This window comes from Acidobacteriota bacterium (assembly GCA_016196035.1).
Lineage (GTDB): Bacteria > Acidobacteriota > Blastocatellia > RBC074 > RBC074 > JACPYM01.
The window spans coordinates 25,505-37,887 of the sequence record JACPYM010000102.1 but is presented as its reverse complement, the minus strand read 5'-3'; the positions used below and the strand labels follow the sequence as shown (position 1 = coordinate 37,887).

The following is a 12,383-nucleotide window of genomic DNA, read 5'->3' as shown; positions in this document are numbered from 1 at the left end:
GTGATGAAAAATTCCGTCCTTCGAGGTTCCGTCCGGCACCCCTGCCGGGGTGCGAACTGTCTGCGCTCGGTTCCGGTGGTTTCACCACCGGCTAATCTCCAAAGCCCTTTCAGGGCAAAAGACAACAATCGCCAAACACGAAAGATGTGGGTAATGACAAGGCTGCCAGCTTGTCGGACAATGCGTCAGCTTTACGCCACAGCGGGCAGCGCCTTTTCCGGTTGCGCCGGATCGAAAGTCACGTTGTCCAGCGCCAGCGTGAACGGTTTCATATCGTCGTCCGGCAACGCGATGTTCATGGATTTCGCCACGTCGCTGTAAACGTCCTGCAAAATCAGCTTGTCCGCGATGCCTTTATAATCAGGCGCGGCGGTCAAATAGCCGAAGCGTTTGTATTGCGCCATGAACCAGATCGCGTGCGCCTTGCGCGGAAAATTCGTCTGCCCGCCGCGATGGAACAGCATGTAATCGTCGGTGTAAGTGTGTTTGCGGTCGCAGCCCAAGTCGTATTCGCCACGCAACCGCGCTTCGATGACTTCGGGCGGGGCGTTGACGTAAGACGGCTTGCCGATGACCGCCGCCGCCTGTTTGCGGTTGTTCACATCATCGAGCCAAATCGAAGCTTCCAACACGGCTTTCATCACGGCTTTCAGTTCGTCGCGGCGCGTCGTGCTGAACGCCTTGTTGACGACCAGCGCCTTTTCCGGATGATGCTTCCAAATGTCCTGCGAAGCGATGTGGGTGGTGCCGATGGCTTGCTGCACGGCGACGCCGTTCCAGGGTTCACCGACGCAATACCCATCCATATTGCCGACCTTCATATTGGCGACCATTTGCGGCGGCGGGATGGTGATGACCTTGACGGCCTTTTGATCTACGCCAGCGGCGGCCAGCCAGTAACGCAACCACAGGTCGTGCGTACCGCCGGGAAAGGTCATCGCAAAAGTCACGGTCTTCTTGGCTTTCATGGCCTCGACGGTGGCCTTGACCTTGCCGACTTCGCGGAAACCGACGGTCGGGCAAAAGTCTTTCGCCAACGTGATCGCCTGGCCGTTGTTGTTGAGGATCATCGCCACGTGCATCTCGCTGCCCGCCGCGCCGCCGACGCCGGTGTAAACCGAGAACGGCATGCCGAACAGACAATGCGCGCCGTGCAAGTCGCCGCTCAAGACTTTGTCGCGGATCGTCGCCCACGAAGCCTCGCGCGTGACTTCGACATCAAGGCCGTGTTTTTTATACAGGCCCAGTTCGTGCGCCATCACGACCGAGGCGCAATCGGTCAGCGGGATAAACCCGATTTTGATTTTATTGGTTGCGGTCACAGATTTCGCTCCTCCTGCCGAACACGCGTTCAGCAACGTCGTGTTGCTCGCCAGCGAGCCAGCCGCCAGCGCACCTTTCAAAAAATTTCGTCTTTGCATTGGGGTATCCTCTTGTCAGTTTGGTTGATTTGATTGTCAGTAACACACTGTTGCCGCGCACACCTCAAGCAGGTAGGGCCACGCACGCCCAGCGGCTTGCTATCAATTGATCGTGGATTGGTTGCGCTCACTGCCGCTCCGTCCGTAAGTCACACGGCGGAGCGGTTCTATCGTCGGTTGATGGAAGGCTCGTTCGGTTGAATCAGTTAGTTTGCATCAGTGTTCATCGAAGTATTTGCCTAGCGCCAACACCATCGGCCCCATCTTCGGGTGTTCGGGTTCAACCCGTGGTTCGACGCCCAACGCGCGTAACGCCGCGCTGCACGTCGGCCCGATGGAAGCCGTCACCGTGCGTTCGTTCAAGGCCGCGCACAATTGCTCCGTCTGGCCGCGCACATCGGCCAGTTGGAACAGATGCCGCGCCTGAATCTGACTGGTGAAGGCCACCGCGTCGAACGCGCCTTGCGGCAATTGTTCGAGCAGCGTTTGCAGTGGCGTCACGTCTTCCGGCAGTTCCCATTCGTACAAGGTCAATTCGTAAAGCGCCGCGCCGCGTGCCTGCAACGCTGCGGTCAACGCCGCATTGCGTTCGCCGTAATGCAACAGCGCGACCCGTTGCCCGGCGAGCGTGAACGGTTCCAACGCCGTCAGCAACTCCGTTGTCGTGAACGGTTCGGCTGCGCTGACGTCGGGTTTCAAGCCATTGCGTGCCAATACGGCTGTCGGTTTCGGCCCACGACAAATTTTGGTGACGGAGTGCAGCGCCGTCAGCAGTTCATCCTTGCGGCCCAGTTTTTCGGCTTCAGCGAGGAGTGCAGCCACGCCGACGCCGGTCTGAAACACGATGTAGCCCAATTGGCCTTGGGTCAGGTTGTCAATCAACGCCGTGGTCTCGGCGGAAGCCTCACGCGTCGTTTCGCGCAAGGCCGGGAACACTTGCGGTGCGCCGCCATGCCGTTTGACCAGATTTGCTAGCTCGCCGCCCATGCGGGCTTCGAGCAGTGCGACGCGCTTGCCGGTTAATCCATTCATTGAACGTGCTCACAGTTGCAGAATGATCTCGCCGACAGCATTGACGCTAACGGCATACGTCCGCAGCGCCGCGCAATCGTGGCCCAGTGGCGCGCCCGTCGCGAGATCGAACTTGAAACTGTGCATGGGGCAAACCACCGTGCCCCCGCCCGTGATGCCGTCGGCCAGTGCGCCTTCACGATGCGGGCATTTGGCCTGCACAGCATACACACGACCGTCGCGCAAACGGAAGACGGCGATCAATTCGCCCGCGATTTCAAACTCCTTGCCTTCACCCGGCGGAATGCGTGCAAGCGCGCCAAGATTGAAGTGCAGATCGGTGGGAACGAGTTTGGTGGTCGTAGTCGTTGTCGTACTCATAATAATCTTCTGGTGCGGTACAGGGAGCGGTGGCGACCTGGTCTTCGATTTGGTAGCACTCGCAGAACCGGGTCGTTACCGCTCCCCGTACCGCATTGTTCTAGTCGCCATAATTCGCCGGTTGTTTGCTGATTTGACTCAGCATCGCGTCCGCTTCCGCCTTTGGCAGAATGTTGACGAATTGCGATGGATGATGCGGTTGTGCAGCCTCTTGCCAAGGATCAACATACGCCGCGACGGCCGCTTCGATTTCCGCGTCCAGCCGCGCGCAGATGCCTTCTTCATCATCAACTAACACCCGGCGCAGTTTCTCGATGCCCATGCGCTCGACCATGTCGTAGGTGCGTTCCAGGTACTTGGCGTGTTCGCGGTAATACTGCATAAAGCGGCCCATGTAATGCAGCACTTCTTCGTGCGTATCCACCGTGATCAGCAAATCGGCCTTGCGGACTTTCGATCCGGCAGCGCCGCCGATGACGACTTCCCATTTGCCGCCTTCAATCGCCACAGCGCCGATGTCTTTGGTAGTCGCCTCAGAGCAATTGCGCGGGCAGCCGGTCGTCGCCAGCTTCACTTTGTGAGGAAACTCGATGCCTTGATATTTCTTTTCAATCGCGATGCCCAACGCCACCGCATCGCCGACGCCAAAGCGGCAGAACTCCGTACCGACGCAGGTCTTGCAGGTGCGAAAAGCTTTTGTATAAGCGTGGCCGCTGGGCATGCCCAAATCGCGCCAGACATTGGGCAGGTCTTCTTTGCTGATGCCCAGCAGATCAAGGCGCTGGCCGCCGGTGAATTTGACCATGCGCACGTTGTAGCGTTCGGCGACTTCGGCGATGCGTTTTAGTTCCGCCGCTGTGGTGACGCCGCCATAAATGCGTGGCACGACGCTGAAGGTGCGGTCTTTCTGAATGTTCGCGTGCACGCGGTCATTGATAAAGCGCGCATCGCGTTCGTCTTCATACCCATCGTGCCAAATCGTTTTGAGCAGCGAAGCCAGCCCCGCTTTGCTCGCCGGATCTTCTTTTCCAACAGCCAGCACGCGGAAAACGGCGGAGACGCTTTTCAATTCCTGTTCTTTGATCGCGGCAATCAACTCCGGTTTGGGCAACGGCACGCCCGGCACGTAATAGTGAATCGAGGGGTCTTCGACAATCGTATCGCCCGCCGCCGCTTCAAAAATTTCCTGCACCTGCGATTTGCACGCGCCGCAGCCCGTGCCCGCGCGCGTCGCATCGCATAACGCTTTCAGCGAACGGCAACCGCCTTTGGCTGCTTTGACGATCGCGCCTTTCGCGATGCCGTTGCAATTGCAGATTTGCGCTTCGTCCGGCAACTCGGCAGCGGACTTGGCCGCGACTTGATCGGTCAACGGGAAGAGCAATTCGGCGCGGTTTTCCGGCAAGAGCACGCCGCGATCAAAGGCTTGCAACAAGGCCGGAGCCATCGCCGTATCGCCCAACAGAATCGCCCCGGCCAGCTTGCCGTTGCGCACGATCAGCTTCTTGTAAATGCCGCGCAGTGGTTCGGTGTAAACGACCTCTTCGTCGTGTTCATCGCGGGGTTGTTTCTCGCCCATCACCGCGAGGTCTACGCCCATGACTTTGAGTTTGGTCGAAACCTTGGAGCCTTTGTATTCCGCTTGCGGCTTGCGCCCGGTCAGCCGATCCGCCAGCACCGCCGTCTGTTCCCAGAGCGGCGCGACCAAGCCGTAAACCATCCCGTTGTGCTGCGCGCATTCGCCAACGGCGAAAACATCCGGGTCGTCAACGCAGGTGATGCCATCGTTGACGACAATGCCACGTTCGACGGTCAGCCCTGCGTCACGCGCCAGTTGCACGTTCGGGCGAATGCCTGCCGAAATCACAACCATCTCGCAGTCGAGCGTCGTGCCGTCTTTGAATTGCAAGCCGGTCACGTGTTCATCACCGAGAATCGCGGTCGTGGCTTTGTTCAAATGCACCTGCACGCCCAGCGCTTCCATCGAACGTCGGAGCGTCGCGCCCGCAATCGCGTCGAGTTGCACTTCCATCAAATGCGGCATCAGGTGAATGACGTGCACTTCCGCGCCCAGATTCAACAGGCCGCGTGCCGCTTCCAAGCCCAGCAAGCCGCCGCCAATCACTGCGGCGCGCTTGCCGCCTTCAGCGTATTGCGTAATCGCTTCGCAATCGTCGAGCGTGCGAAAGACGAAAACACCAGCTTTGAATCCGTCAGTCGTTGTGCGTAAACCTTCCATCGGCGGCAGAAACGCCGAACTGCCGGTGGCGATGACCAGCTTGTCATACGTTTCTGTCGTTACCCCATCCGCAGCGATGACAATTTTGTTCACGCGATCAATCGAGGTGACGCGCGCACCCGCGTGCAACTTGACGTTGTTGGTTTCGTACCACGCCAGCGGGTTAATAAAAATATCTTGCGCCTGGTGGGTGCCGGACAAAACGCCCGACAATAAGATGCGGTTGTAGTTGCCATACGGCTCATCGCCGAACATCACGAACTCGAATTGATCGGCCCCGCCGCGCGTAATGATGTCTTCGACCAAACGCGCGCCGGCCATGCCATTGCCAATCACGACGAGTTTTTGTTTGCGAGTCATTGCCATTTCCTCTGTTCAATACAAATCACTTTCCATTCTCAATTTTTCATTCTCAATTCTTTTGCGATGGGCAACCTCAGTTAGGCTGTCTCTCTGCCAGAGAATTGAGAGTTAAGAATGGAGAATTCTGTGTAAGTGCTGGTTCGATCCGCACCGCACAGACTTTGAATTCAGGCATGCGGCTGACCGGATCGAGCGCGCCGATGGTCAGGTGATTCGCCGATTGTTCCGCGCCCCAATGAAACGGGACGAAGATTGTATCGGGCCGGATGCCGCGTGTGAGTTTGACTTTGAATTGCGCGCGCCCGCGCCGCGTCACCAACGTGATTGCCGCGCCCGCTTGCAGGCAGTAACGTTGCGCGACTTGCGGATGCAATTCGGCGCAGGGTTCACCGCTGGCCGCATTCAGCTTGGCGATACGCCGCGTCATTGCGCCGGTTTGGTATTGCGCCAGCACGCGCCCGGTCGTCAGGTAAAGCGGGAACTCCGCGTCCGGCTCTTCGACGGCGGCTTGATGCTGCACGGCGTGAAAGCGCGCCTTGCCGGTCGGCGTCGGGAAGCTTTCGCTGAACAGGCGCGGCGTACCTTCGCTGCCTTCGGGGCAAGGCCAGTGCAAGGCTTCGCCCGCGTCCAGTCGTGCGTAACTAATGCCGCTGTAATCGGCGAGACCGCCCGCCGAGGCGCGGCGCAATTCGTTGAAGACCGCTTCGCTGTCGGCGTAGCTGAACTGTTCGCGGCAACCCAAGCGCGCGGCCAAGGCGCAGAGCGTCTCGATGTCGCTGCGCGCTTCTTCCGGCGGCCACAACGCGCGGCGGCGGCGAATGACGCGGCCTTCCAGATTGGTCAGCGTGCCTTCCTCTTCGGCCCATTGCGCCGAAGGCAGCACGACATCGGCCACGCGCGCCGTCTCTGAAAGAAAGAAATCCGCTGTGCAGAAGAAATCGAGTTGGTTTAGTCGTGCGCTGATTTGATGGGCGTCAGGCGCGGAAACCATGAAGTTGAAGCCCAGCGCAAAGAGCGCTTTGATCTCGCCGCCCAAGGCTTGCAGCAGTTCGTAAGCCGATTTGCCCGCGCCGGGCAGTTCGCTCGCGTTGATGCCCCAAACCTCGGCGATGTATTGGCGCGCAGCCGCGTCGTGAATGCTGCGATAGCCGGGCAACTGATCGGCCTTCTGTCCGTGTTCGCGTCCGCCCTGACCGTTGCCCTGGCCGGTGATCGTGCCAAAGCCGCTGCACGCTTTGCCGGGCAGGCCCAAGGCCAGCGCCAGATTGATAAAGGCCAGCGTGTTGTTGACGCCTTGCGCGTGCTGTTCGGCGCCGTGCGCGGTCAGGATCATCGCGCTGCGGGCGTGACCGAGCAGCCGCGCCGTTTGCAGCAATTGTGACTCGCTAACACCGGTTAGCCGTTCGACGCGGTCGGGCCAATACGTCGCCGCGACGGCTTTGACCGCCGCAAAGTTTTCCGTGCGCGCCGCAATGTAGGCTTCGTCAAGCAACTGTTCGCGGATGAGCAAATGCAACAGGCCATTCGCCAGCGCGGCATCGCTGCCGGGCATCCCGCGCAAATGCACATGCGCGGCTTGTGCCGTTAATGTCTGGCGCGGATCAACGACGATCAGCGTGCCACCATTCGCGCGCTGCTTTTCAAAGTGCTGCATGAGGGGCGGCATCGTCTCTGCCGGATTTGCGCCGACCAGCAAAATCACTTCCGCGCCTGCGATGTCGGCGACGGGGAAGGGCAGACCGCGATCAATGCCAAACGCTTGGTTGGCCGCCGCTGCCGCGCTCGCCATGCAAAAGCGCCCGTTGTAATCCACGTTCGCCGTGCGCAAAGCCACGCGCGCGAACTTGCCGAGCAGATAGGCTTTTTCGTTCGTCAATGAACCGCCGCCCAGCATGCCCACGGCATCGCGTCCGTACTTGGCCTGTGTGGCTTTGAACGCCGCCGCAATCGTGTCGAGCGCTTCATCCCATTCGACCGGCGCGAGCACGCCGCGCGCGTTGCGTTTGAGCGGGCGCAACAGGCGCTCTTCGTGATTGAGCACTTCGGTGGCCGTCCAACCCTTGATGCAGAGCGCGCCCTGATTCACCGGGAATGCCACATTGCCGTGTAACGCGATGTCCGCGCGCGCGCCCGTCAGCAACACACCGCATTGCAGCGCGCAATATGGGCAATGCGTAGCGGTCGGTTTCGGTTGGCTTTGTGCGGCGGCAGTCATTGGCGCGTGTGGTTTTGTTGTCGTTATTTGCGGGCGTTACGAACAAGTTTTCGCGTTGCCTGACAGTGAGCTTGGCAAGGGTTGTGCCAGCACCTAGTTGGCAAGCTTGTCGAAAAGTGCATCTCGCTGTGCGGCAACGATGTTAGTGGTGAAGAAAACTAGCTTGGCGGACAGCGGCAGGTTTTGCCTGGTTAGCACGACCTCAACAAAATTGTCGGAGACCGCTTCCGGCTCGGAAAACTTTTTCGCTGTGGTCAACCGCTATAGAGCGTCGGATTGATCAGATATTTTTTCAGTTTGTAAGCGAGCAGGCGTTCGCTGATGCCCAGCAATTCGGCGGCGGGGGCGCGTTTGCCCCGTGTGGTGGTAAGGGCGGCGCAAATCAGGTCTCGTTCGTAAGCTTCGACGGCAGCGGTGAGGTTGTAATTGGCGGTCAGGCCGGCGGTGCTGGCGGTTTGCACGGCGGCGGGCAATTCGTGCGGTTGAATCGCCTTGCCAGTGGCGACGACGACCGCGCGTTCAACGGCGTTCTGCAACTCCCGCACGTTGCCCGGCCAATCGTAACTGGTCAACATTTCCAAGGCGTGTGGCGTAAAGCCCTTCAAGGCTTTCTTGTGTTGCCGCGCAAACTCTCCGAGGAACTGCGCGGCTAGTACCGGAATATCTTCGCTGCGTTCCCGCAAAGGCGGAATTGTGATCGGGAAGAGATTGAGCCGGTAAAACAGGTCTGCGCGAAAGCGCCCAGCCGCGACCTCAGCACTCAAATCGCGGTTGGTCGCGGCAATCACGCGCACATCGGTTTGGATGATGTCCGTCGCGCCCAGCCGTTCGCATTCCCCGCTTTCCAGCACGCGCAACAAACGTACTTGGGCATGGGTTGTCAGTTCGCCGATTTCATCCAGCAACAACGTGCCGCCGTGCGCCAATTCAAAACGGCCTGGTTTGTCAGTGTGGGCATCGGTAAAAGCGCCCCGCACATGGCCGAACAACTCGCTTTCGATCAAGTTGTCGCTCAGCGCGCCGCAATTGACCTTCAGATAAGGCCCGTCTATCCGCGGCGAATTGCGGTGCAAGGCTTGCGCCACCAATTCTTTGCCTGTACCTGATTCACCACCAATGAGCACCGTTGTTTTGGCGCATGCGACTTGCGCGATCTGTTCATAAACCTGCCGCATTCCCTGACTGTTCCCTAGCAAGCCGCTGAAGTCATAGTGGCGGCTCAACTCGACCCGCAAGGTGTCATTGTCAAAGCCGGGTGCCAGCACAGGTTCTGGCGGCCAGTGTTTTTCGGCCAACAAGGCGGCCAATAGTTGTAAGCCTGCCAAAACGGATTCCGGCACCAGGCGATCTGTTTCCTGAAAAACCAGGCTCAGCATGCCGAGCACGCTTTGTGGCCCTGTGTGCACAGGCACCAACACCAGCCATTCGGCCAGCGCGCCATGCAACAAACCGCGCTGCAACGGGCTGGTGGCGCGCCACTGCAATGCCTCTTGGATCAGGCGGCGTTCGGGCAATTGCTTGAGCGCTTTTAACGCCGCCCGGCGGGCCGGATGCATGGGCAAATACCACGTCCGGCACAGCAATTCGTTTCCTCCTTCCTTTGACCAAATGCCCGCCCGCAGCGCGCCCAGTTGCGGCGCGATGGTAGCGAGGAGCTGCTCTAACGAGGCTGTCGAGGTCAGTGCCAGCGCCTGCACCTCACGCAAAAACGTGCTGAGTAATTGAGGATGATGAAAGACACTCATTCCGGCGATTCCCGCATAAATGTAGAGATAGTCGAGGTGAAGAACATTTTTGTCATCCGCAGATTGCAGGCCCAGGCGCTAATACACACGAATAGATGGTTTACACCTGAGCTTCGTCAGTCCGGTAGGATTACCTTCAAAAGCTGTGCCTGAATGGCGGGCCGAGTTTTTAGCAAGTAAGTGCGCGCTTTGGCTGAAGCGCGGGCAGGCGCGATCAAGGAAGGACAAAACCCAGGGTTAATTGCGCGGTGCGGTCACATTGCCACTCGCCAACACGGGCGGCGGCGCTTTCAGCAAATCCAGGTCTTTGGCTTTCACCAGCAAATTCGCGGCAATCGGCGCGGCGGTCTTCGCGCCATAACCACCGCCTTCGACCACGACGGCAAAGGCGATCTGCGGATTATCGAACGGCGCAAAGCCGATAAAGCAGGAATCAATGCGGAACTCTTTTTTGACGCGCGTGCGGCCCCGTTCATCACGGATCATCACCGGCTTTTCCGTCGCCGGATCAATCACCGTGACTTCGCGTTGCGCCGTGCCCGTTTTGCCGCCCGCCGTGATGCCTTTGGTTGTGATCGTCTGTTTGAAAACGCCCGCCGCCGTGCCGCGTTCAACCACGGCTTTCATCAATTCGCGCACGCGCGCCGCCGTGGGCGCGGTCATCGCCTGGCTCAGCATGACGGGCGTGCGTTCCATTTCCAGTTTGGGCCGCATCACCAATCCCTGTTTGTGCGCCACGCCCGCCGCGATCAGCGCCATCTGAAAGGGCGTCATTTGCACGTAGCCCTGCCCGATGGATTCGAGCGCGATGTCGTACTTGCTGATCTTGTTACCGTTGACGAAGGTCGAATTGAGCGGCGCAAACACGTCTGACAGCACTTTGTTCTCGCTGTTCCAAAGTCCGCGCTCAACGCCGGTGCCGATAGAAGCGCCGGGCGTGGCGTGTACTTTTAAGCCGAAGCGCGCCGCCGCTTCGCCCATGCGTTGCCGCTCCAACTCGACGCCGAGTTGCGCGAAGTATTGATTCGACGAATGCACAAACGCTTCGGTCAGATTCAAGCGGCCCAGCGCCTCGCCTTCGTCATCGCGGATGGGACGGCCTGAATTGGGCGGCGTCCAACCGCCGGCGACGCTGGTGAAATAGAGATCGTCTTTGCGCGCTTCGATGGCGGCGGCGGCGGTCAGCGCCTTAAAGGTCGAGCCGGGCAGGTAGTATTCGTTCAACGCGCGATTGAGCAGCGGACGGTTTTTGACATCGCTGAAAATTTTCGCCCAGGTCGGATCGTTGTTCACATCGTCGGGATCGAAGCTGGGCGTGCTCACCAGCGCCAGCACTTCACCGGTTTGCGGGTTGAGCATGACCACCGCGCCGCGCCCGCCTTTAGAGACGCTCTGCAACTGTTCAAACGCCGCCTTCTGCAAGTCGTAATCAATCGTCAGCACCAGGTCAGGCCCGACGGCGACCTTTTGTTCTTCGCTCCAAAAGCCGCTGAGTTTATGCCACCAGCTTTTTTCCTCTGCGCGTGGTGGTTGGGCCGCCACGGCGCGTTCCATCGCCGCATCGCCGCGCAATAGACCGCCGTAACCAATCAAATGCGCTGATGCCTGACCGAGCGGGTAATCGCGCACGATCTTGCCGTTGATGAAGCGGTATTTCGCCAGCGTGCGTTTGTAATCGCGGTGCCGGTCAAAAATCCAGCCGCGCAAATTGGCCTCTTCGTCGCGCCGGTTGCGCTGGTCGCGTTTGTTTTTGAGCGCGGCAAAGGCGGCGTTCTCGCCGAACGGCCCGGTCGAGAACAAGCCCCAATACACGTGAAAGCCGAACGCCGCCAGCACCAGCAACGCAAACGCCCAACGCACGTAACGCAAGCGTGCGCTGGTCAACCGCGGGCCGAAATCATCCGGCACGGCGGCGGCATCTGGTTCGGCTGCGCTGGAACGATACCGCCAGGCCGATAGACATAACGACCAGATCAGAAACCCAAGGCCGCCGAGGAAAATCAAGGTTGCAATAAATGGAAAACTCATAACATTGAAACGGCGCAGCCTTTGGAGCGCGGCGGCACAGGCCGCCGCGCTCCAAAGGCTGCGCCAGATCGAATCATTGTACTTCCAGCTTTATTTCAATATCCCCAAAGCGCAATTTATCGCCTGCGCGCACAATCACTTTGTCACCTTCGCCCAGGCGGACATCGTTGACGAACGTGCCGTTGCTGCTGCCCAAATCGGTCAGCCAGAGCGTGCCGTTGGGCGTCAGCGTGAAGGCCGCGTGAAAGCTCGATACGGTCGAATCGTTGAGGCACAGCGGGTTGTCGTGGCTGCGTCCAAGGCCCGCGCGCGTTTCGTTGCCGTGCAGTTGCGTGTGCAACGTGCCGAAGAATTGCCGGTCAATGGCGCGCAAAGTGAGCGTGCAGCTTTTTGCTTGTTCATTCGCCGGCGCGGCAGGCAATGCTACTTGTCCCGCGCCGGGCAAAGCTTGTTTGGTCGCCACGGCAGCCGCTTCGTCGGGAAATGTCGCGCTGATGGTCAGCTTGCGCGTGAAGACATCGAAGGCCAGTTTGACCTGCAACTTGTCGAGCGTCGTGTAGCGGTGGTTGACGACATATTCATACAAGCTGGCCTGCAATTCTTTCTGCAAATACTCGCGCCGCGCGTCGGTCATCTGGCCGTAGGTTTCATAGTCGTAGCGCAACTCGATCAGGTTGGGCGCAATGACACGCGCGCCCTCGCGCCGCAACTTGGCTTCGATGGCCTGTTCGATCTGTGGCAGAAGGGCAGACAAGTCCGTGCGCGCTTGCGGGTTCAGCGGACGGCGCAAGGCGAAATCCAACGCGCCGCCGACGCGCTCAAAGAAGCGGCGCAAATAGTATTCGATGCGATTGGGAAATTCGTTTTTTTCGGGCACGGTCATATTCACGCGGGATCATACGGCAGCGCGTGTAAGTTTGTTGCGTTAGGTTGTCTCTGGGTGCGCACCGCTTCCAGCGTGCGGTCTTCGAGTGAGACCG

The 12,383-nt window shown here is 59.3% G+C and carries 8 protein-coding genes; all 8 read right to left on the bottom strand.

Annotated features, from left to right (window positions below; translation table 11 throughout):
- Positions 1–191: 191 nt before the first annotated feature.
- Positions 192–1,421: an ABC transporter substrate-binding protein gene (locus HY011_29265; GenBank protein ID MBI3427038.1), complete on the bottom strand. Its 1,230-nt coding sequence runs from the start codon at positions 1,419–1,421 to the stop codon at positions 192–194.
- Positions 1,422–1,637: 216 nt separating this feature from the next.
- Positions 1,638–2,453 (bottom strand): uroporphyrinogen-III synthase, encoded by an 816-nt coding sequence (locus HY011_29260; protein ID MBI3427037.1) that lies wholly within the window; start codon positions 2,451–2,453, stop codon positions 1,638–1,640.
- Between the two features lie 9 nt (positions 2,454–2,462).
- Positions 2,463–2,813: a nitrite reductase (NAD(P)H) small subunit gene (locus HY011_29255; GenBank protein MBI3427036.1), complete on the bottom strand. Its 351-nt coding sequence runs from the start codon at positions 2,811–2,813 to the stop codon at positions 2,463–2,465.
- Between the two features lie 100 nt (positions 2,814–2,913).
- A complete protein-coding gene (locus HY011_29250) occupies positions 2,914–5,412 on the bottom strand; it encodes an NAD(P)/FAD-dependent oxidoreductase (GenBank protein MBI3427035.1) in 2,499 nt (832 codons plus the stop codon).
- Between the two features lie 76 nt (positions 5,413–5,488).
- Complete coding sequence (locus HY011_29245; protein ID MBI3427034.1) at positions 5,489–7,630, bottom strand: molybdopterin oxidoreductase family protein; 2,142 nt, start codon at positions 7,628–7,630, stop codon at positions 5,489–5,491.
- A gap of 254 nt (positions 7,631–7,884) precedes the next feature.
- Positions 7,885–9,375: a sigma-54-dependent Fis family transcriptional regulator gene (locus tag HY011_29240; GenBank protein MBI3427033.1), complete on the bottom strand. Its 1,491-nt coding sequence runs from the start codon at positions 9,373–9,375 to the stop codon at positions 7,885–7,887.
- 237 nt (positions 9,376–9,612) lie between these two features.
- Positions 9,613–11,403, bottom strand: a complete 1,791-nt coding sequence (locus tag HY011_29235) for a penicillin-binding protein 2 (GenBank protein MBI3427032.1) — start codon at positions 11,401–11,403, stop codon at positions 9,613–9,615.
- A gap of 73 nt (positions 11,404–11,476) precedes the next feature.
- Positions 11,477–12,286: an FHA domain-containing protein gene (locus HY011_29230; GenBank protein ID MBI3427031.1), complete on the bottom strand. Its 810-nt coding sequence runs from the start codon at positions 12,284–12,286 to the stop codon at positions 11,477–11,479.
- Positions 12,287–12,383: the final 97 nt, after the last annotated feature.

Bases quoted from the DNA above. Each gene is read 5' to 3' on its own strand.
- HY011_29265 (MBI3427038.1), bottom strand. From the start codon at position 1,421: ATGCAAAGACGAAATTTTTTGAAAGGTGCGCTGGCGGCTGGCTCGCTG.
- HY011_29260 (MBI3427037.1), bottom strand. From the start codon at position 2,453: ATGAATGGATTAACCGGCAAGCGCGTCGCACTGCTCGAAGCCCGCATG.
- HY011_29255 (MBI3427036.1), bottom strand. From the start codon at position 2,813: ATGAGTACGACAACGACTACGACCACCAAACTCGTTCCCACCGATCTG.
- HY011_29250 (MBI3427035.1), bottom strand. From the start codon at position 5,412: ATGACTCGCAAACAAAAACTCGTCGTGATTGGCAATGGCATGGCCGGC.
- HY011_29245 (MBI3427034.1), bottom strand. From the start codon at position 7,630: ATGACTGCCGCCGCACAAAGCCAACCGAAACCGACCGCTACGCATTGC.
- HY011_29240 (MBI3427033.1), bottom strand. From the start codon at position 9,375: ATGAGTGTCTTTCATCATCCTCAATTACTCAGCACGTTTTTGCGTGAG.
- HY011_29235 (MBI3427032.1), bottom strand. From the start codon at position 11,403: ATGAGTTTTCCATTTATTGCAACCTTGATTTTCCTCGGCGGCCTTGGG.
- HY011_29230 (MBI3427031.1), bottom strand. From the start codon at position 12,286: ATGACCGTGCCCGAAAAAAACGAATTTCCCAATCGCATCGAATACTAT.